Raw genomic sequence first — 21,285 nt, 5'->3', positions numbered from 1 at the left:
CATCGCTTTTTTTGTGCAACTAATAGTTGTCTAGAAGCGCGGCTTATAAGATCATGTGCCGTTATACGTTGTTTACGCTTTGAGGAATCTACGATGAGTGAGGCTGAAGCCCGCCCGACTAACTTTATTCGTCAGATCATTGATGAAGATCTGGCTACCGGTAAGCACAACACGGTGCATACCCGTTTTCCGCCGGAGCCGAATGGCTATCTGCACATTGGCCACGCGAAATCTATCTGCCTGAACTTCGGCATTGCGCAAGATTATCAGGGCCAGTGCAACCTGCGTTTCGATGACACCAACCCAGTCAAAGAAGACATCGAATACGTTGAGTCCATCAAAAACGACGTCGAATGGTTAGGTTTTCACTGGTCTGGCAACGTTCGCTACTCCTCTGATTACTTCGATCAGCTGCATGCCTATGCGGTAGAACTGATCAACAAAGGTCTGGCGTACGTCGATGAACTGACGCCTGAGCAGATCCGCGAATACCGCGGCTCGCTGACCGCGCCGGGCAAAAACAGCCCATACCGCGATCGCAGCGTAGAAGAGAACCTCGCGCTGTTCGAAAAAATGCGTACCGGCGGTTTTGCCGAAGGCACTGCCTGCCTGCGCGCGAAAATCGACATGGCGTCACCGTTTATCGTGATGCGCGATCCGGTGCTGTATCGCATCAAATTTGCCGATCACCACCAGACCGGCACCAAGTGGTGCATCTACCCGATGTACGACTTCACCCACTGCATCAGCGATGCGCTGGAAGGCATTACGCACTCCCTGTGTACGCTGGAGTTCCAGGACAACCGTCGTCTGTACGACTGGGTGCTGGATAACATCACGATTCCGGTTCACCCGCGCCAGTATGAATTCTCGCGCCTGAATCTGGAATACACCGTGATGTCCAAGCGTAAGCTGAATCAGCTGGTGATGGAAAAGCACGTAGAAGGCTGGGATGACCCGCGTATGCCGACCATCTCCGGTCTGCGTCGTCGTGGTTACACCGCCGCGTCTATCCGTGAGTTCTGTAAGCGCATCGGCGTGACCAAGCAGGACAACACCATTGAGATGGCTTCCCTGGAGTCCTGCATTCGTGAAGATCTCAACGAAAATGCTCCGCGTGCGATGGCGGTTATCGACCCGGTTAAACTGGTTATCGAAAACTACCCGCAGGGCGAAAGCGAGCTGGTGACTATGCCTAACCATCCGAGCAAACCGGAAATGGGCAGCCGTGAAGTGCCGTTTAGTGCAGAGATCTGGATCGACCGCGCAGACTTCCGTGAAGAAGCCAACAAGCAGTACAAGCGTCTGGTGATGGGTAAAGAAGTCCGTCTGCGTAACGCCTACGTGGTGAAAGCAGAGCGCGTGGAGAAAGATGCGGAAGGCAATATCACCACCATCTTCTGTACCTACGATGCGGATACTCTGAGCAAAGATCCGGCCGATGGTCGTAAAGTGAAGGGCGTGATTCACTGGGTGAGCGCGGCACATGCGCTGCCGGTTGAAATTCGTCTGTATGACCGTCTCTTCAGCGTGCCGAATCCAGGCGCCGCAGAAGACTTCCTGTCGGTGATGAACCCAGAGTCACTGGTTATCAAGCAGGGCTACGCTGAGCCGTCTCTGCAGGCTGCTGAGGCCGGTAAAGCATTCCAGTTCGAGCGTGAGGGTTACTTCTGCCTCGACAGTCGTTATACCACCGCTGAGAAGCTGGTCTTTAACCGCACCGTCGGTCTGCGCGATACCTGGGTAGGTTGATTCCTTTCCCTGATAAAAACGCCGCGCTTGCGGCGTTTTTTTTCGCCTGCCGCGAGAGGTTCTCTTTCACTGGATGATAATGTTACTTTCGGATGAAAAAATACGACCTCTTATAGTTTCGCGAAGCGAATTAATGCAATTATTCTACCTCTAAGTATCCCCACACTTTTAATCCCGCCTGTTACAAAAATCTAATGTAAACGGTCTCATTCGTACTTTTCTCAGGCCTGGCAAGGCTTGGCGTGGAGATGTTGCAGTAACGCACACTGTTACAAACGGAAACCAAATATGTGCGCTTTGTCATAATCCTGCACTCTCGTTGCGGAAAAGGATTGATAATTCGCGTCGCGAAAAATAGTCTGTAGGTGTAGTGAAACACAATTTTTTAGCAGTACCTTTTTATCAGTTTTATTTTTTTGCCTTCTGCTTTGCAGTGGCATTTTTAAAAGTCAAAGAGGATATAACTATGCGTACGTTTAGTGGCAAACGTAGTACGCTGGCGCTGGCTATCGCCGGTGTGACAGCAATGTCAGGCTTTATGATGACTCCGGAAGCAAAGGCAGAAGGCTTCATCGACGATTCTACAATGACCGGCGGCATCTATTACTGGCAGCGTGAGCGTGACCGTAAAGATGTAGATGACCACGGTAAATATAAAACCAACCTTTCCCACTCCACCTGGAACGCCAACCTCGACTTCCAGTCTGGCTACGCGGCTGACATGTTCGGTATTGATATTGCGGCGTTTACCGCGATTGAAATGGCAGAGAATAACGGTAGTGCTCACCCGAACGAAATTGCCTTCTCCGCGAGCAATAAAGCATACGATGAAGATTGGTCTGGTGATAAAAGCGGTATCAGCCTTTATAAAGCGGCAGCTAAATTTAAATATGGTCCTACCTGGGCACGTGCTGGTTATATCCAGCCAACCGGCCAAACGCTGCTGGCTCCGCACTGGAGCTTTATGCCAGGCACCTATCAGGGGGCTGAAGCCGGCGCTAGCTTCGACTACGGTGATGCTGGCGCGCTGAGCTTCTCGTACATGTGGACCGATCAGTACAAGGCTCCGTGGCACCTGGAAATGGATAATTTTTACCAGGGCGACCGTAAAAAGAAAGTGGATTATTTACACTCTCTGGGCCTGAAGTATGACTTTAAAAACGATCTGGTGCTTGAAGCTGCCTTTGGCCAAGCTCAGGGATATATGGACCAGTATTTCGCTAAGGCATCCTATAAATTTGATGTCGCGGGTAATCCATTAACCACCAGCTATCAGTTCTATGGCGCGCATGACAAAGTCAGCGACCAAAAAAATCTGACAACGAAAGATGATGTTTTGCTGGCCAACGACCTTTACGATGGAATGGCGTGGTTACAGGCATTAACCTTTGGCTACAAAGTCGGTCAGGTTGATTTACGCCTTGAAGGCACCTGGGTGCGTGCAGAAGGTAACCAGGGTTATTTCCTGCAGCGTATGACTCCTACCTATGCATCGTCTAACGGCCGTCTGGATATCTGGTGGGATAACCGTTCTGACTTCAACGCCAACGGCGAAAAAGCGGTATTCTTCGGCGCCATGTACGACTTGAGTAATTGGGACCTGCCGGGTTGGTCCGTCGGGGCATCATATGTCTACGGCTGGGATGCTAAACCAAGCTCCGCTGAAATCTTCGATCAAAGCCAGCGTCTGAAAGAATCCTCGTACAGCCTTGATGCTGCCTATGTTGTACAGGATGGCCGTGCGAAAGGAACGATGTTCAAACTGCACTTCACCCAGTATGACAATCACTCCAATCTTAATATGGGCGATGCAGGTTACAACAACATGTTCCAGGATGAGCGTGACGTGAAATTCATGGTTATCGCACCGTTCACTATTTTCTGATGCTAACGCGGCAGGGGGAGACCTCTGCCGCTGTTAAGAGGCTCATCGTATGAAAAAATTGATTATTGTTGCGCTGATGGCTGCTGGGTTAACCGCCTGTGCCCAATCTCCTGCACCGAAGGAAGATAGCAAGCTTAAGGATGCTTACAGCGCCTGTATTAACACCGCAGAAGGCAATCCGGATAAAATTCAGGCCTGCCAGAGCGTGCTGAACGTGCTGAAGCAAGAGAAAGCGCACGAGCAGTTTGCGAATCAGGAAAGCGTGCGCGTCATTGATTACCAGAAATGCATTAACGCCAGAAAAATGGGCAATGACGAAGCGGTAGCGAAGAACTGCGATAAGATTTGGCAGGAAATTCGCAGTAACAACGCGCCACAGAAATAAGCTTATGCTGACAACGAAAAACCGCTGCTTGCAGCGGTTTTTTTATGGCTATCGTAAAAGCAGGGCATAAAAAAACCAGCGCTTAGGCTGGTTTTCGAGAAGCGCGGTACGCTTATTTTGCTACCGCGTCATGTGCGTGTTCATCTTCACGGCAGTCGCCTTCAGCGCAGTGACCATAAAGATAAAGACTGTGGTTCGTTAAGCGGATACCGTGCTTCGACGCGATTTCACGCTGCCGAGCTTCAATGGAATCATCGCTGAACTCGATCACTTTGCCGCAGTCGAGGCAGATCAGGTGATCGTGGTGATGCTGCTGGGTCAGTTCAAAAACGGATTTACCGCCTTCAAAATTGTGACGGGTCACGATACCGGCGTCATCAAACTGGTTCAGTACGCGGTAAACCGTGGCTAAACCAATCTCTTCACCCATGTCGATCAGGCGTTTGTATAAGTCTTCCGCGCTGACATGGTGGTTATCCGGTTCCTGAAGGACTTCCAGAATCTTTAACCGTGGAAGTGTGACTTTCAGGCCAGCCTTCTTTAATGCGGTGTTATTGTCAGTCATGCGGAATCTGTCCTGTTGCTAAACGATTAACTTCCATCAGCGAAAGTATCACAGAGAATGCACCCGAATTAATGCGTCTCATTATAGAATGACCCTATTGAAATGAAAACAGCAAGAGCCGGGTAAACTAAGCTTTCAAAAACGAGGCTTCACCGACAAACTGGCGATGAGACCGCGCTAAATCAGAAGATATTGTACAGGTATGCGCTCAAAAGTTAAAAAATTGTAGCTATTATTTTAATTGCTTTTACCTATTAATGCGGCACGATTCATCATCGTGCCGCAGGATAATCAGGCGTTTTTGATCTCATCCAGGTGCAGCTCTTCTGCAACCTGCTTAACCCATTTCTCAACGCGCTCGGCGGTCAGTTCTGGCTGGCGGTCTTCGTCGATAGCCAGACCCACAAAGTGGTCGTCATCCGCCAGACCTTTGGATGCTTCGAAATGGTAACCTGCGGTCGGCCAGTGGCCGACGATGGTTGCGCCACGCGGCTCAATGATGTCGCGGATGGTGCCCAGTGCGTCACAGAAGTATTCCGCGTAGTCTTCCTGGTCGCCGCAGCCAAACAGCGCAACCAGTTTACCGTTGAAGTCCACTTCTTCCAGCGTAGGGAAGAAATCATCCCAGTCGCACTGTGCTTCACCGTAGTACCAGGTTGGGATACCCAGCAGCAGAATATCGAATGCTTCCAGATCTTCCTTGCTGCTCTTGGCAATGTCGTGAACGTCAGCGACATCTTTACCAAGCTGTTTTTGAATCATTTTTGCGATATTTTCGGTGTTTCCGGTATCGCTACCGAAAAAGATGCCAACGATTGCCATGAGTAAAATAACCTCTTGAAACTTAATGATATGGTGGTGGCTTATTGCCCACAGATAAGGGCAATCATAGCAGAACAGAGAGGTGCGCGGAAACCGCTATCGTGCCGGACTGCACACTCTGCTACATGAAAGCGTATTTTGGGGGATTTTTCAGACTTTCCCCTGTCCGTGCAGTTGGGCCAGTTGGCTCATCAGAATCTCTTCAATGAGTTCACTCCGGCTCATATCACGGGCAGTAGCCAGCTCGTTGAGCGCATCAACGGCTTCGTTATTCAGCTTCAGCTCCACGCGCTTCAGGCCGCGCACTTTGTCGCGTTTTAACTGATTACGCTTATTAATGCGCAGCTGTTCGTCACGCGAAAGCGGATTGGTTTTTGGTCTTCCCGGCCGACGCTCATTTGCGAACAAATCTAAGGTCGTACGGTCCGTTTGTTCTTTTGCCATGGTTCTGAGTGACTTCGGGGAAACAAGCTACCGGGCGGTGCCCGGTGCAGACAGCGCGCAATCATACATCAGTGGGGCCCACACGCCAACGACCACGGCCATTCTGGCGCGCGGTCGATGCATTTTTAATCACTCGGCGAGATAACGGCGAATGGCTCGCAGCACCGCTTCCGGTTTTTCGGCATGAACCCAGTGACCCGCGCCAGCGATAACGTGCGCTTTTGCCTGTGGGAACTGAGCCAGCAGCGCGTCACGATAGGCTTCGGTCACGTACGGCGAATTACCGCCAGGAATGAACAGGGCAGGGTGGTCCCAGGCCGGAATGGTCTCCCAACCAACGATATGCGGGTATTGCTCCCACAGCACCGGTACGTTAAAACGCCAGGCACCATCGACAAAGGATTTCAGCAGGAACTGAATCACGCCTTCTTCTTTAAGGTACTCGCGCATCACCGTCGCGGCCTGCTGACGGGTGGCGACGCCAGCGTTGGTGACCGCATTAATAGCGGCAAAAATCTCATCGTGACGGCGGACCTGGTAATCGACCGGGGCAATATCAATCGCCACCAGTCGGTCGATGCGCTCAGGGGCCAGCGCGGTGAGCGCCATCACCGCTTTACCGCCCATGGAATGGCCGATAACCGTCGCTTTTTCAATGCCGTTAGCATCGAGCGTATCGAGCAGATCCTGAGCCATAGCGGGGTAGGTCATCTCATCGGCGCGCGGTGAGAGGCCGTGGTTACGCATGTCTACCTGGAGGATATCGTGGTCGGTAACCAGGTCGCGGGCCAGGATGCCCAGATTATCCAGGCTACCAAACAGGCCGTGGACGAGAACGATGGGAGAATTATTGTGCAGGTTTTGTGCAGTTTGCGCTCGGACATTCAATTTCATAGCAAAGTTCTTTTTTTCGCATTGTCGGGTTAGGGTATCATGTTGGACATTCTAACGCTCAGGGGCAAGAGAGGAACTCATCCGAATTTTGCTGTCTTCCTGGTTTGGCGCTACCCGCTGTTGGGTTTTGACTTTATAATCCCAATGAATTGTATTCAGAAAAATTATCGCACCGGATTAAGATGAAAACGATCGAAGTTGATGACGAGCTCTATCGCTATATTGCGGCTCACACTCTGCACATTGGCGAGAGCGCGTCCGACATTTTACGGCGTATGCTGAAATTCTCCGCCGCTTCTCAGCCCGTGGCGACTGCTGCTGCGCCGGTCGTCAAAGCAGAACCGGCTCCCGCTCCGGCCCCGGCTGCTGCCCCCGTTGCTGACGTGAAAACGGTAAAAACCGCCAAAGATAAAGTCCGTGCTATGCGTGAGCTGCTGCTCTCTGATGAGTATGCAGAACAGAAGAAAGCGGTTAACCGCTTCATGCTGGTACTGACCACGCTGTACGCTCTGGACAACAAGGCGTTTGCCGAAGCTACCGAATCCCTTCACGGTCGTACCCGCGTCTATTTTGCTGCTGATGAGCAGACGCTGCTCAAAAACGGCAACCAGACAAAACCAAAACAGGTGCCGGATACGCCATACTGGGTCATTACCAATACCAATACAGGCCGTAAATGCAGCATGGTCGAACACATCATGCAATCAATGCAATTCCCAGCGGAATTGATTGAGAAGGTTTGCGGTACTATCTAATACTGACAATCTAACCCTTGCATAAGAAGGACCAGGCAATGGCAAACCATACCCGTGCAGGACAACCTGCACAGCAGAGTGATTTGATCAACGTCGCCCAACTGACGGCGCAGTACTACGTGCTGCAGCCTGACGTGAGCAACCCGGAACATGCGGTGAAGTTCGGTACGTCCGGCCACCGTGGGAGCGCGGGTCGTCACAGCTTCAACGAAAAGCATATTCTGGCCATTGCTCAGGCGATCGCGGAAGAGCGCGCGAAAAATGGAATTACGGGCCCATGCTATGTCGGGAAGGATACTCACGCGCTTTCTGAGCCAGCGTTTATCTCCGTTCTCGAAGTGTTGGCGGCAAACGGGGTAGATGTCATTGTCCAGGAAGACAATGGCTTTACGCCGACTCCGGCGGTATCCAATGCTATCCTGGTACACAACAAGAAAGGCGGCAAGCTGGCTGATGGGATCGTGATTACGCCATCCCACAACCCACCGGAAGACGGCGGCATCAAGTACAACCCACCAAACGGTGGCCCGGCTGATACCAACGTCACCAAAGTGGTTGAAGACCGCGCGAACGCACTGTTGGCAGCCGACCTGGCGGGCGTGAAGCGTATTGCTTACGACGCTGCGCTGGCTTCCGGCCACGTGAAAGAAGTCGATCTGGTTCAGCCGTTCATTGAAGGGCTGGCGGATATCGTCGATATGGCGGCTATCCAGAAAGCCGGTCTGACCCTGGGCGTTGACCCACTGGGTGGCTCCGGTATCGAATACTGGAAGCGTATCGCTAAGCACTACAACCTGAACCTGACCATCGTTAACGATCACGTTGACCAGACCTTCCGCTTTATGCACCTCGATAAAGATGGCGCAATCCGCATGGACTGCTCCTCCGAGTGCGCGATGGCGGGCCTGCTGGCGCTGCGTGATAAGTTCGACCTGGCGTTTGCTAACGACCCTGACTACGACCGTCACGGTATCGTCACGCCGGCTGGCTTGATGAACCCGAACCACTATCTGGCAGTGGCGATCAACTATCTGTTCCAGCATCGTCCGCAGTGGGGCAAAGAGGTTGCCGTCGGTAAAACTCTGGTCTCTTCCGCGATGATTGACCGTGTGGTGAACGACCTGGGGCGTAAGCTGGTTGAAGTGCCGGTTGGCTTTAAATGGTTTGTTGACGGTCTGTTCGACGGCAGCTTCGGCTTCGGTGGTGAAGAGAGCGCAGGCGCTTCCTTCCTGCGCTTCGATGGTACGCCGTGGTCTACCGATAAAGACGGGATCATCATGTGCCTGCTGGCGGCGGAAATCACCGCTGTTACCGGTAAGAACCCGCAGGAGCACTACAACGAACTGGCTGCCCGTTTCGGTGCGCCAAGCTACAACCGTCTGCAGGCTAGCGCCACTTCAGCACAGAAAGCAGCGCTGTCTAAGCTCTCTCCAGAGATGGTGAGCGCGAGCACCCTGGCAGGTGATCCGATTACCGCACGTCTGACGGCGGCACCGGGTAACGGCGCTTCTATCGGCGGTCTGAAGGTGATGACCGACAACGGCTGGTTCGCGGCGCGTCCATCCGGTACCGAAGATGCGTACAAAATTTACTGCGAAAGCTTCCTCGGTGCTGAACACCGTAAGCAGATTGAGAAAGAAGCGGTAGAGATTGTTAGCGAAGTGCTGAAAAACGCCTGAGTGATTAGGTAAGAAAAAGGGAGCCGACTGGCTCCCTTTTTTTATGGACTTTGTTCTGCCCCGGGGTCGGCATAAATGCCTAGCCCGGGCTACGATCAACTGTGTTTGTTTTTCAATTCGAAACGTGGTGACACCAGGCCGTACAGCGTCCAGCCGAGGAACGTCACAATGGAACCGTACAGCATCGCTTCTTCGCCGGAAGAGTAGAGCGCGTAGAAGCTATACATTGCCCCAATGAATGCCACGAAGTTGGCGACGCGCGCTTTGTTCACCGGCACGTTAGCCATCCGCTGGATGATGACCAGCGCAGCCATCGACAGGATGTACGGAATAATGTTGGTCACGACCGCCAGGTTAACCAGCACGTTGAACTGATTGTTCAGCGACGGGCTAATGGTCATCAGTGACAGCCCGGACTGAATAACCACGATGACCAGCATCCCTTGAACCGGCGCATCGGCACTGCTGACGCGGGAGAAGATTTTCGGGAAGTAGCCTTCGTCCGCCGAGGATTTGAATACCTGGGCGATGGTGAACTGCCAGCCGAGCAGCGAACCGCAGCAGGACATCACCATCAGCGCCATGATCACTTTCCCGACTTCCGGGGTAAACATCTGCGCGAAGGCCAGACCGAACGGCGCGGTGGAGTTAGCCAGATCCATGTTTGGCACGATACCGGCAATCACGTTGGTGGAAATGATGTAAATCACCGCTGCCCCGAGCGTCCCGCCGAGCACGGCGATTGGCACGTTACGTTCCGGATTCTCCACCACTTCGGCGTTGGCACAGGCGGATTCCAGACCGAGGAACGCCCACAGCGTCATCGCAATAGAAGAACCTACGGCGCTAAAGAACGGCACGTGGTGCGGGTTCCAGGATTCGACGTACATCGTTGGGCTGAACCAGTACCAGCCGATAATGCACAGACCAACCACCGGGATAATAACGCCCCATACCGTGATGCTGCTGATCTGCCCGGTAATACGCGCACCACCGAAGTTAGCCACGGTACAGATCCACAGCACGCCAATGGTGGCGAGCCCGATCTGCACCGGGCTCAGCGCGGCACCGAATAGCTCGGTGCCGTAACCCACTGCCGAAATCGCGATAGCAACGTTGGCAATCAACAGCGAAACCCCGTAGGTATAGTTGGCCATAAAGTTGCCCGACTTACCAAAGGCATACTCCGCATAGCCGCCCATGCCGCCGGATTTCTTACTGAACATCCCGCATTTTGCAAAGGCCCAGGCCAGCGCCATCGAACCGACGGCGGTGACCAGCCAGGAGATAATGGAGATGGTGCCGACTTCAGCGAGTTTGGTGGGCAGCATGATAATCCCGGAGCCCATCATGTTCACCATCGTCAGGATGGTGAGCTGAACAACACCCATCTTATTATTGGCTTTGCTCATAATTTCTCCCCTTTCAGCAGGGCAGGCTGCGGCTGCTGAGTCTCAATCACGTTGCACCACACTTCTTTGCGGCCGTCGTGTTCCTGGATATAAACCCCTTGCAGCTCTGGCGCGAAGCCCGGCAGCAGGTTGATGCCTTCTTCCAGCGCTTTGAAGTAACGCAGAACGGAGTCACCCCAGATTTCCCCAGGAACAACGCACAGCACGCCTGGAGGATACGGCAGAGCACCTTCGGCGGCGATTTTACCTTCCGCCATTGACAGCGGCACCAGCTCAACCTGTCCACGAAGGTAAGCGTAGTTGGCATCCTGCGGGTTCATGCTGACGCGTGGGAAGTGTGATTTACGGAACATCTCTTTTTGCAGCTGTTTCACGTTGTGGCGTGCGTACAGATCGTGCATTTCCTGACACAGCTGGCGCAGGGTGTAACCGGCATAGCGGTCTTTATGCTGACCGTAGAGCGATGGCAGAACCTCTTGCAGCGGCGCATCGGCTTCCAGCAGCGTTTCGAAACGTACCAGCAGGGCCACAAGCTGTTGCAGCTTGGCCATATCTTCCGCTGGCGTCAGCAGGAACAGGATGGAGTTGAGGTCGCATTTTTCCGGTACTACGCCGTGCTCGCGCAGGTAGTTCGCCAGAATGGTGGCTGGCACGCCAAAGGTGTCATATTCACCTTCACCGTTGATGCCCGGCGTGGTCAGCAGCAGTTTGCATGGATCGACAAAGTACTGATGTTCGGCATAGCCTTCAAAACCGTGCCAGCGCTCGCCTGGGACAAAGTGGAAGAAACGCAGATCGTTAGCGATGCTCTCGGTCGGCCAGGACTGCCATGGTTTACCGTCAATCTCGGCAGGCACGAACGGGCGAATGTGGTGGCAGTTATCGAGGATCAGCTTACGCGCTTCGATACCGTTGGAGACGCAGTCCATCCACATGTTGCGGCCTGCCTGACCTTCGTGCATGCGGGCGTTCACGTCCAGCGCGGCAAACAGCGGGTAGAACGGGCTGGTGGAGGCGTGCATCATAAAGGCGTTATTAAGACGCTTATGCGGAACATATCGCTGCTGGCCTTTGATATGGCTATCTTTTTTGTGAATTTGCGAAGTCTGAGAGAAGCCCGCCTGCTGTTTATGCACCGACTGGGTGACCAGAATCCCTGGATCGTTCTCGTTAAGCTCAAGCAGCAGCGGCGAGCAGTCGGCCATCATCGGAATAAACTGTTCGTAGCCGACCCACGCGGAGTCAAACAGAATGTAGTCGCAAAGATGACCAATTTTATCCACCACCTGACGAGCGTTATAAATCGTGCCGTCGTAGGTGCCGAGCTGAATGACCGCCAGGCGGAAAGGACGCTGATTGCGCGCGCGGTTTGGTGCGACTTCGGCAATCAGTTCGCGCAGATAGCTCTCTTCAAAGCAGTGGGCATCAATACCGCCGATAAAGCCGTACGGGTTACGTGCGGTTTCCAGATAAATTGGCGTGGCCCCCGCTTGTAACAGCGCACCGTGGTGGTTGGATTTGTGGTTGTTGCGGTCAAACAGCACCAGGTCACCCGGGGTGAGCAGGGCGTTCAGCACCACTTTGTTAGAAGAAGAGGTACCGTTCAGGACGAAGTAAGTTTTGTCAGCGTTAAACACTTTGGCCGCGTGCTGCTGCGCAATGCACGGCGCGCCTTCGTGGATCAGCAGGTCACCCATGGCCACGTCAGCGTTGCAAAGGTCAGAGCGGAACAGGGTTTCGCCAAAGTATTCAACAAACTGGTTGCCGGAAGGGTGACGACGGAAGAATTCACCACCCTGATGCCCCGGGCAGTCAAACGCGCTGTTACCCTGCGCGACGTAATCGACCAGCGCGCTAAAGAACGGTGGGCGCAGATTCACTTCATACTTGTGTGCCGCCGATTCCAGCTGGCGACCATAGAAGTCGTTGCGGGTTTCGTCATGCTCAAATACCCCTTGAATACGTGAGAGATATTCGGCGGGAACAATTTGGTCTTTATTAATAGCAATAAATACTGGCAGGTTATAACCCGTCGCGTCTATTTCATCGAGTTTACCACACTCAACGTCTTCAATAGATAATACGGCAGCAGCAACATCAATAAAGTGAGTGTCGCAGGTATTGATAATACTACGCTGAGTAGTAAAACAGTCCGGGCAAGTACGGCTTACGGCAATTTTTAATTCAGACATTTTTCATCTCTTTATTTTAGGTAATAGCAGTCCCTCAATTTCCCGAATGAGAAATTGATTTCGCCGGAAAAAAAGCAACACTATCTCGCTGACAATAACGTCAGGGCGTGAGCTTTTTTGGAATGTGGCAAACCCAGCCGGTCCGGTGGCCGGAAGCGTTAGGTTTGTCAGAGCGAGCGCTGGCTACAGGCGTGAGCCCGTATTAGCAGGGAATAACTGCGAGGCGCCCGAAGTCGGGAGACTTATCGGGCGTTAAAGAAGTGAAAATCGAAACTATTGCGATGGGCAAACATCATAATATGTGTTGTCCGTCGAATATGAGGCATCAATCGGTTATTGTTTTCCATTTCGTATACCTTCGATGAATATCTTAAAGCGGAGTCATTTTATCTCTGAATGGTCTTAAAACTGTGAGGGTGATCAACATAACAAGATCAATAGTGAAATTATCCATTATTGGTAGGGGTGATGCCAGGATTAAATGCTGTATTGTTTCAATGTTGTGAATAAACTGTTTAATATTTAGTTTAAATAACGGTGGTGACGCCGCGGTAATATTTCGCGGCTTAGGATTAATGTATTTATGGAATAATAATTGAAGGGGGCAAGAATTATGAATAAGTATTCATAACATAAACCGATAGCCAATTCCGGTTTCGGTTAATAAATGCTGAGGGCGTGCGGGATCTATTTCCAGCTTTTGGCGCAGGTGCCCCATATAAATGCGCAAATAGTGACTATGCTCCACGGCATTTGGCCCCCAGACCTGATTGAGTAGCTGGCGTTGGGTGAGCACCTTCCCCGCATTGTTGAGCAGCACTGCCAGCAGGCGGAACTCAATAGGGGTGAGGTGAATTTCTTCACCGCCGCGCGTGATACGACGGGCGGCAAGGTCGACGGTGGTATCCGAGAACGTGACGATCGGGTCGTTCGGCTGGCTGCCCGCATGGCGGCGCAGCGCGACGCGCAGGCGAGCCTGAAGTTCGCCGATACCAAAAGGTTTGCTGAGATAGTCATCTGCGCCCGCGTCGAGCGCGGCAATTTTATCGCTCTCTTCGCTGCGCGCCGACAGCACAATAATCGGTACCGGGCTCCACTGACGAATGTCGCGGATAAAATCCAGCCCGTCCCCGTCGGGCAGGCCGAGGTCGAGAATGATCAGGTCAGGCTTGCGCGTCGCGGCTTCCAGCAGGCCTCGCTGGAGCGTAGGGGCATCAAAAACGCGCAGTTCATCAGCTTCCAGCGCGGTGCGCAGAAAACGGCGGATCGCTTGTTCATCTTCAACAATTAAAACGCTGGTCACAGGCCGTCGTGTCCCTCATCAAGTTCAGGTGGTTGTTCTAACGGAAGTGTAACACGAAAACAGGCGCCGCCTTCCGGGCGGTTGCTGGCGGAGAGCGTCCCGCCGTGAATATCGACAATCGCCTGGCAGATAGCCAGCCCCAGGCCGACGCCGGGGATCGCGGACTCTTTATGCCCACGGGTAAACTTGGCAAAAATATGCTCTTCCTGCCCGCCGGGAATGCCCGGGCCGCTGTCCCAGACATCGAGCAACAGATGGTCATCTTTGGTGGTGGCGGTGATACCTATCTCGGCGTCATAACCCGCATATTTCACAGCGTTTTCCAGCAGGTTAATCAGCACACGTTCAAACAGCGGGCCGTCGATGTGGACCAGCATCAGCGGGTCGGGGAGGGAGAGGGCGATATGCCGACCGTTAAGGCTTGGTTCCAGCATACGCAGCGCGCTACCGACCACTTCCTCGAGCGTCAGCCACTCTTTATTCAGATTAAAGCCGCCCGATTGCAGCCGCGCCATATCCAGCAAATTATTGACCAGTCGCGTGGTATTGAGCACGTGTTGGCGAATTTCATTGGCCTGTGGGGCGTACGGTGAGCCACTGCTGGCAAGGTCGAGCGTCAGGATTTCCGCCTGACCGAACAGCACGGTCAGCGGCGTACGTAGATCGTGAGAAAGTGCCGCCAGCAGTGAATTGCGCAGGCTTTCGCGGGCGCTGATAAGTCGCGATTGCTCCTCACTTTCGGTCAACGCCAGGCGTTCCAGTGCGCTGGCGACCAGTAGGGTGAAGGTTTCCAGCAGCCGCTGCTGCTCGGGGATCATCAACTGGCGCAGGTTATTGGGCTCGACCACGATAAGCCCGTGGGTTTTATCGGCGCTACGCAGGGGCAGGATCAGGTACGGTACGCCGGGCAGGGTATCGGTTCCTGCGCCCGCTGGCAGCCCTTTATCAAAGCTCCAGTGAGCAATGGCGTCATCCCACGGCGTCATACCTTCCTGGTGGGTCAGCGACGTCAGCTTCCCCTGTTCATCCGGCATCAGTACCTGGCTGCGCGCATGGAAGGTGGTGCGAATATACTGCTCGCAGGTGTGGGCGATATCGTGGGCGTTGCGGCCCACGGCGAGCGCTTTGGACATCTCATAAAGATGGCGCGTGCGCTGTTCTCGATAGCGCGCCACCCGCGCCTGATAGCGCACGCCGGCGGTGAGATTACCGATAACCAGACCCACGGTGAGCATCACGCCAAAAGTGAGCAGGTACTGCACGTCAGAGACGGCGAGCGTCCCGCGCGGGGCAATGAAAAAGAGATCGAAGCTGACCACGTTAATCACCGTGGCGAGCACCGAAGGCCAACGGCCGTAAAACAGCGCGACGATCACCACGCCCAGCAGATACAGCATCACCAGGTTGGCGGCCTCAAAGGCCATCAGAAATTGATCGGCAATCAGCGTAATACCGGCACACAGCCCCAGCGCCACCAGGCAGCCGCGAATCTGCACCCGCGACTTATCCATAAACGGCCGTTGATCGCGCGCCCGTTCCGGCAGGGGAAGGGGTGATTCATCGACGCCGACGACCAGCAGATCCAGCTCTGGGGCGTGGCGGGAGATGCGTTCGCCAAAGCGTTCACCTCGCCACCAGTGGCGCTTTTTCTGGCGGCCAATCACGATTTTGCCAAGGTTGTGCTCGCGCGCGTAGCGGATGACTGCAGCCTCTTCCGATGGCTCAGAAAGCGTGGCCGTTTCAGCGCCCAGCTCCTGCGCCAGACGCAAGGCGTTGAGAATGGCTCGGCGCTGCGGCTCAGGCAGTCGGTGTAGGGTCGGGGTTTCGACATAGACGGCATGCCAGGCGCTGCCAAGGCGGGCCGCCAGCCGGGCGGCAGAGCGCACCAGCTTTTCGCTGCCGCTGTGGTGACCGATGCACAGCAAAATGGCATCGCGGGTGTGCCAGACTTTTTCTTGCCCCTGGCCATCGCGCCAGGCACGCATCTGATCGTCCACGCGGTCGGCGGTGCGGCGCAGCGCCAGTTCACGCAGGGCAATCAGGTTACCTTTGCGGAAAAAGTTCTCGATGGCGCGTTCGGCCTGCCCGGCAAGATAGACCTTTCCTTCGTTCAGGCGCTGGCGCAAATCGTCCGGGGGAAGGTCGACGAGCACCACCTCATCGGCGGCATCAAAAAAGGGGTCAGGCACCGTTTCGCGTACCTGAATGCCGGTTACGCCGCTGACGATGTCGTTGAGGCTTTCCAGGTGCTGAACGTTAACGGTGGTGAAAACATCGATGCCCGCCTCCAGCAGTTCATCAATGTCCTGCCAGCGCTTCGGGTGGCGCGAGCCGGGCGCATTGCTGTGCGCGAGCTCGTCCATTAACACCAACGCCGGACGGCGGGCGAGGGCGGCATCGAGGTCGAACTCATAAACGTAGCGCCCACGATAGGCACTGCGCTTTGGTGGCAGGAGGGTGAGGCCGCTGAGCATCGCGGCGGTCTCCTTACGCCCGTGCGTCTCCACCACGCCCGCCAGAATATCCAGCCCTTGCGACCGCAGACGCTGCGCCTCGGCCAGCATCGCCCAGGTTTTTCCCACGCCAGCACAGGCACCGAAGAAAATCTTCAGCTTGCCGCGGTGAGCTTCGGTGGCTTGTTCCAGCAGGCGATCCGGGTTGGGACGCAGCGGCTCGTCGGTCATCATCAGTTATCCTTGTGGGCATCCAGCGCCATATTCAGCTTAGTAATATTTACCACAGGTTGTCCGAGAAAGCCGAGCAGCGGAGAGTTTGTCGCCGCTTCGACCTCTTTACGCAGCCACTCTGCCGGGACGTTGCGCGCTTTGGCGATACGCGGCACCTGCCACAACGCGGCGGCTGGCGTCAGGTTAGGGTCCAGCCCGCTGGCGGAGGCGGTAACCAGTTCCACCGGCACCTCGCGGCTGGCTTCCGGGTTAGCGGCGCGCAGCGCGGTGATGCGGTCGGTAAACTGTTTATCCAGCGTCGGGTTGCTGCCCGCCAGGTTGCTGCCGCCGGATGCCATCGGGTTATCCGGGGAGTCCGACGTCGCCGAAGGGCGGCCCTGGAAATAGCGGGGATCGGTAAAGTTCTGCCCGATCAGGTACGATCCGCGAATTTCATGGTTTTCGATAATCAACGACCCTCCCGACTGTGCCGGAAAGATCCACTGCCCCAGCGCGGTGGTCAGCAGAGGGTAGAGCCCCCCGGTGATAAGCGTCAGGAACAGAAAAATCACGATGGCAGGACGTAATGCAGACATGTCTATTTCCTCAGACCAGACCCAACAGGGTCAGCAGTAAATCGATAACTTTGATGCCGATAAACGGCACAACCAGACCACCCGCACCGTAAATCCACAGGTTACGGCGCAGCATCGCCGAGGCGGAGAGCGGACGATAGCTCACCCCTTTCAGCGCTAGCGGCAGCAGGAAGACGATAATCAGGGCGTTGAAAATCACCGCGCTCAGAATCGCCGAGTCTGGCGAGTGCAGGTGCATGATGTTGAGCACGCCCAGCTGCGGCCAGCTTGCCGCGAACGCCGCGGGAATAATGGCGAAGTACTTGGCAACGTCGTTGGCAATACTGAAGGTGGTCAGCGAACCACGGGTCATCAGCATCTGCTTACCGATATGCACCACTTCAATCAGCTTGGTGGGGTTCGAGTCCAGATCCACCATGTTGCCAGCCTCTTTCGCTGCCTGGGTCCCGGAGTTCATTGCTACCGCCACGTCGGCCTGCGCCAGCGCCGGGGCATCGTTGGTGCCGTCGCCGGTCATCGCCACCATGCGGCCTTCAGACTGATACTGACGAATCAGCGCCAGTTTGGCCTCCGGCGTGGCTTCGGCCAGGAAGTCATCCACGCCCGCTTCGGCGGCGATGGCGGCGGCGGTGAGGCGGTTGTCGCCGGTGATCATCACCGTCTTGATACCCATTTTGCGCAGCTGGGCGAAGCGCTCTTTAATCCCGCCTTTGACGATATCTTTCAGGGATATCACGCCAAGCACCCGTGCCCCTTCGGCCACCACCAGTGGGGTGGCACCCAGGCGGGCAACGCTCTCCACTTTCTGCTCCACGTCCTGTGGGAAGCTGCCACCGTTGCTTTCGATATGGCGGCGGATAGCATCGACGGAGCCTTTACGAATCAGGCGGTTGTCAATGTTGATCCCGCTCATGCGGCTTTGGGCGGTAAAGGGGACGAAGGTGGCATGCAGCGTTTGCAGATCCCGCTCGCGCAGATTGAAGCGCTGTTTAGCCAGCACCACGATACTGCGGCCTTCCGGCGTTTCGTCCGCCAGCGATGACAGCTGCGCGGCATCGGCCAGCGTTTTTTCGTCCACGCCATCGGCTGGCAGGAACTGGGAAGCCTGACGGTTACCGAGCGTGATGGTGCCGGTTTTATCCAGCAGCAGCACGTCAACGTCGCCCGCTGCTTCGACCGCACGACCGCTGGTGGCGATCACGTTGGCGCCGAGCATACGGCTCATCCCGGCCACGCCGATGGCGGAAAGCAGGCCGCCGATGGTGGTCGGAATCAGGCACACCAGCAGGGCGACCAGCACAGTGACGCTAATCGGCGTACCGCTCCAGGCGGAGAACGGCCAGATGGTGGCGGTCGCCAGCAGGAACACGATAGTCAGCGCGACCAGCAAGATGGTCAGGGCAATTTCGTTAGGCGTTTTACGACGCTGCGCGCCTTCGACCATGGCGATCATCCGGTCAAGGAAGGTTTCGCCAGGGTTCACGCTGCAGCGCACGACCAGCCAGTCGGAGAGGATGCGCGTCCCACCGGTCACCGAAGCAAAGTCGCCGCCGGACTCACGGATAACCGGAGCCGATTCACCGGTAATGGCGCTTTCATCCACCGATGCGCCGCCCTCAATGACTTCACCGTCGCAGGGAATGATATCCCCGGCTTCGACCAGCACCACGTCGCCTTTGCGCAGTTCATCTGCCGGAACGTGATCCATCGCGGCACCGTAGCGGGCTTCGCGCAGTTTGCGGGCAAACGCCGTTTTCTTCACCCCTTTCAGGCTGTTCGCCTGCGCCTTGCTGCGGCCTTCCGCCATCGCTTCGGCAAAGTTGGCGAACAGCACGGTAAACCATAGCCACAGCGCGATAGCGCCGCTAAACCACGCATTGCCAGGCAGGGTGCCCAGCGCCATGGCGGCGGCCAGTCCGCTGGTGAGCACGCTGCCTACCCAGACGATAAACATCACCGGGTTGCGCCACTGAATGGTCGGGCTCAGTTTTTTCACGGCATCGATCAACGCCTGACGAACCAGAGAAGGTTCAAACAGGGCCAGTTGTTTGCGACTCATAACCAATAGCTCCGCATCACTCAAAACAGGGAAAGATGTTCCGCAACAGGGCCAATCGCCAGCGCGGGAATAAAGGTCAGGGCGCCGACCAGCAGCACGGTCCCCATCAGCAGGCCGATAAACAGCGCATCGTGGGTCGCCAGGGTGCCTGAGGTGGCGGGCTGAATTTTTTTGCTCACCAATGAACCGGCAATCGCCAGCACTGGCACAATCACCCCGAAGCGGCCGAGGAACATGCACGCGGCCAGCAGACAGTTCCAGAACGGCGTGTTGGCGCTAAGACCGGCAAAGGCGCTACCGTTGTTGTTTGCCGCCGACGACACGGCGTACAGCACTTCGCTAAAGCCGTGCGAACCGGGGTTCGCCATCGCGCTGCGGCCTGCATCGGTCATCATCGCCAGCGCTGTGCCAAGCAGCACCAGCGTTGGGGTAACCAGAATCGCCAGCGCGGTCATCTTCATTTCCGGCACGTCGATTTTTTTACCGAGGTATTCCGGGGTGCGGCCAATCATCAGCCCGGCGATAAATACCGCCAGCAGGACGAACAGCAGCATGCCGTAGAGGCCAGAACCCACGCCGCCGAAGACCACTTCACCAATCTGCATCAGCCACAGCGGGATCATGCCGCCCAGTGCGGTAAAGGAGTCGTGCATTGCGTTGACCGCACCGCAGGAGGCGGCAGTGGTCACCACGGCGTACAGGCTGCTGGCCAGAATGCCAAAGCGGCTCTCTTTGCCTTCCATATTGATGCTGCTGTCGGCACCGAAGGCTAACAGGTGCGGGTTACCGCGAGTTTCAGCCCACATCACCACCGCGACGCAGATGATGAAAATAAGCGTCATGGCCCACAGGATGGCGCGGCCCTGACGGTTATCACCCACCGCGTCACCAAAGGCAAAACACAGTGCGGCAGGGATGAGGAAAATCGCCAGCATCTGCACAAAGTTGGTCAGCGCCGTCGGGTTCTCAAACGGATGTGAGGAGTTGGCGTTAAAGAAGCCGCCGCCGTTGGTGCCGAGCATTTTAATGGCTTCCTGAGACGCTACCGGCCCCATTGGCAGTAGCTGATGGGCGCCTTCAATGGTGGTAAACGGCTGGTAGGACAGGAAGTTTTGTAACGCCCCTTGCTGGATGAAGAACAGGGCCAGCAGCAGGGAAATCGGCAGCAGCAGCCACAGCGTGATGCGGGTGATATCGACCCAGGCGTTGCCCAGCGTATTCACGCTATGTCGGGCAAAAGCACGCACCAGTGCAAACAGCACGGCAATCCCGGTGGCGGCTGAGAGGAAGTTCTGCACCGTCAGGCCGGCCATCTGGCTAAAGTAGCTCAGGGTGGTTTCACCACTATAGGATTGCCAGTTGGTGTTACTGACAAAGCTAACGGCGGTATTGAGCGCCAGATGCCATGACAGCCCCGGAAGGTTTTGTGGATTCAGCGGCAGCACGCCCTGTAGCATCAGCATGGCAAACAGCACCAACAGCCCGACCAGGTTCAGCAGCAGGATAGCAATGGTATATCGCCCCCAGCTCATCTCCTGACCGGAAATGCCCATGATGCGCCAGAGCCCGCTTTCACAGCGGGCAAGCCCCGGCAGCGGCGTGTTGTTAATCATCCCAGCCAGCACTTTGCCAAGCGGGCGGGCAAGAACAAACAGCACCAGCAGGAAGCTGGCAACGAGTAAAAATCCTTGAGCAGCCATTACAGCGCCTCCGCCTTGAAAAGGGCATAAACCAGATACGCCAGTAACAGGAACACCAGCACCGTGCCGGCTATTACGCCTGTAGTCACAATCCACCTCCGGATGGTTCAGTTGATGCGCTAAGCGTAGGTTTTTGGGTGCAAAGATTTCGCAAAAATAGAATGGCGGGGTGTAAA

18 protein-coding genes are annotated in these 21,285 nt (G+C 55.3%); 5 read left to right on the top strand and 13 right to left on the bottom strand.

From position 1 onward, the window contains the following. Positions 1–93: 93 nt before the first annotated feature. The 3 genes from glnS (at position 94) to chiQ (ending at position 4,022) form a co-directional block, all read left to right on the top strand. A complete protein-coding gene (glnS, locus tag FHC49_RS02150; protein WP_185669356.1) occupies positions 94–1,752 on the top strand; it encodes a glutamine--tRNA ligase in 1,659 nt (552 codons plus the stop codon). A 466-nt stretch (positions 1,753–2,218) separates the two neighbouring features. After that, positions 2,219–3,637, top strand: coding sequence for an OprD family outer membrane porin (locus FHC49_RS02145; RefSeq protein WP_220438457.1), 1,419 nt, complete (start codon positions 2,219–2,221; stop codon positions 3,635–3,637). Positions 3,638–3,686: 49 nt separating this feature from the next. Next, complete coding sequence (chiQ, locus tag FHC49_RS02140) at positions 3,687–4,022, top strand: ChiQ/YbfN family lipoprotein (protein WP_220438455.1); 336 nt, start codon at positions 3,687–3,689, stop codon at positions 4,020–4,022. Positions 4,023–4,134: 112 nt separating this feature from the next. Here chiQ and fur read toward each other — a convergent pair whose 3' ends face one another. From fur to ybfF, 4 genes are all read right to left on the bottom strand, one after another. Then, complete coding sequence (gene fur / locus FHC49_RS02135) at positions 4,135–4,587, bottom strand: ferric iron uptake transcriptional regulator (RefSeq protein ID WP_035892692.1); 453 nt, start codon at positions 4,585–4,587, stop codon at positions 4,135–4,137. A gap of 291 nt (positions 4,588–4,878) precedes the next feature. Continuing rightward, positions 4,879–5,409: a flavodoxin FldA gene (fldA, locus tag FHC49_RS02130; protein ID WP_061283436.1), complete on the bottom strand. Its 531-nt coding sequence runs from the start codon at positions 5,407–5,409 to the stop codon at positions 4,879–4,881. 150 nt (positions 5,410–5,559) lie between these two features. Further along, positions 5,560–5,853 (bottom strand): LexA regulated protein, encoded by a 294-nt coding sequence (gene ybfE, locus FHC49_RS02125; RefSeq protein WP_185669352.1) that lies wholly within the window; start codon positions 5,851–5,853, stop codon positions 5,560–5,562. 129 nt (positions 5,854–5,982) lie between these two features. Next, a complete protein-coding gene (ybfF, locus tag FHC49_RS02120) occupies positions 5,983–6,747 on the bottom strand; it encodes an esterase (RefSeq protein ID WP_220438454.1) in 765 nt (254 codons plus the stop codon). 182 nt (positions 6,748–6,929) lie between these two features. Here ybfF and seqA point away from each other — a divergent pair, with 182 nt between their 5' ends. Both seqA and pgm read left to right on the top strand, forming a co-directional pair. Then, the gene (seqA, locus tag FHC49_RS02115; protein WP_185669350.1) at positions 6,930–7,502 is read left to right on the top strand and encodes a replication initiation negative regulator SeqA; all 573 of its coding nucleotides are present in this window, start codon (positions 6,930–6,932) and stop codon (positions 7,500–7,502) included. A 38-nt stretch (positions 7,503–7,540) separates the two neighbouring features. Next, entirely contained in the window at positions 7,541–9,181 is a 1,641-nt protein-coding gene (gene pgm / locus FHC49_RS02110; RefSeq protein ID WP_185669349.1) for a phosphoglucomutase (alpha-D-glucose-1,6-bisphosphate-dependent), read from the top strand. A gap of 95 nt (positions 9,182–9,276) precedes the next feature. Here the strand turns inward: pgm and potE are convergent, their stop codons facing one another. From potE to kdpF, 9 genes are all read right to left on the bottom strand, one after another. Continuing rightward, complete coding sequence (potE, locus tag FHC49_RS02105; protein ID WP_185669348.1) at positions 9,277–10,593, bottom strand: putrescine-ornithine antiporter; 1,317 nt, start codon at positions 10,591–10,593, stop codon at positions 9,277–9,279. Further along, positions 10,590–12,785 carry an ornithine decarboxylase SpeF gene (gene speF / locus FHC49_RS02100; protein WP_220438452.1) on the bottom strand — a complete coding sequence of 732 codons (2,196 nt, stop codon included), beginning with the start codon at positions 12,783–12,785 and terminating at the stop codon, positions 10,590–10,592. Before speF ends, potE begins: the two co-directional genes overlap by 4 nt. A 242-nt stretch (positions 12,786–13,027) precedes the next feature. Further along, positions 13,028–13,132: a leader peptide SpeFL gene (speFL, locus tag FHC49_RS02095; RefSeq protein ID WP_106875989.1), complete on the bottom strand. Its 105-nt coding sequence runs from the start codon at positions 13,130–13,132 to the stop codon at positions 13,028–13,030. Positions 13,133–13,410: 278 nt separating this feature from the next. Beyond that, positions 13,411–14,088 carry a two-component system response regulator KdpE gene (kdpE, locus tag FHC49_RS02090; RefSeq protein WP_185669346.1) on the bottom strand — a complete coding sequence of 226 codons (678 nt, stop codon included), beginning with the start codon at positions 14,086–14,088 and terminating at the stop codon, positions 13,411–13,413. After that, positions 14,085–16,772 (bottom strand): two-component system sensor histidine kinase KdpD, encoded by a 2,688-nt coding sequence (kdpD, locus tag FHC49_RS02085; RefSeq protein ID WP_220438668.1) that lies wholly within the window; start codon positions 16,770–16,772, stop codon positions 14,085–14,087. Before kdpD ends, kdpE begins: the two co-directional genes overlap by 4 nt. Positions 16,773–16,774: 2 nt before the next feature. After that, complete coding sequence (gene kdpC / locus FHC49_RS02080) at positions 16,775–17,350, bottom strand: potassium-transporting ATPase subunit KdpC (protein WP_220438451.1); 576 nt, start codon at positions 17,348–17,350, stop codon at positions 16,775–16,777. A 10-nt stretch (positions 17,351–17,360) separates the two neighbouring features. Next, complete coding sequence (kdpB, locus tag FHC49_RS02075) at positions 17,361–19,409, bottom strand: potassium-transporting ATPase subunit KdpB (RefSeq protein WP_185669344.1); 2,049 nt, start codon at positions 19,407–19,409, stop codon at positions 17,361–17,363. Between the two features lie 20 nt (positions 19,410–19,429). After that, entirely contained in the window at positions 19,430–21,109 is a 1,680-nt protein-coding gene (gene kdpA, locus FHC49_RS02070) for a potassium-transporting ATPase subunit KdpA (RefSeq protein WP_220438449.1), read from the bottom strand. After that, on the bottom strand, positions 21,109–21,198 hold the full coding sequence (kdpF, locus tag FHC49_RS02065; RefSeq protein WP_035892707.1) for a K(+)-transporting ATPase subunit F: 90 nt from the start codon (positions 21,196–21,198) through the stop codon (positions 21,109–21,111). The genes kdpA and kdpF overlap by 1 nt, the downstream gene beginning before the upstream one ends. Between the last annotated feature and the right edge of the window lie 87 nt (positions 21,199–21,285).

This window comes from Kluyvera sp. EC_51, assembly GCF_019584505.1.
GTDB lineage: Bacteria > Pseudomonadota > Gammaproteobacteria > Enterobacterales > Enterobacteriaceae > Kluyvera > Kluyvera sichuanensis.
This window is presented reverse-complemented; position numbering and strand designations above follow the sequence as displayed.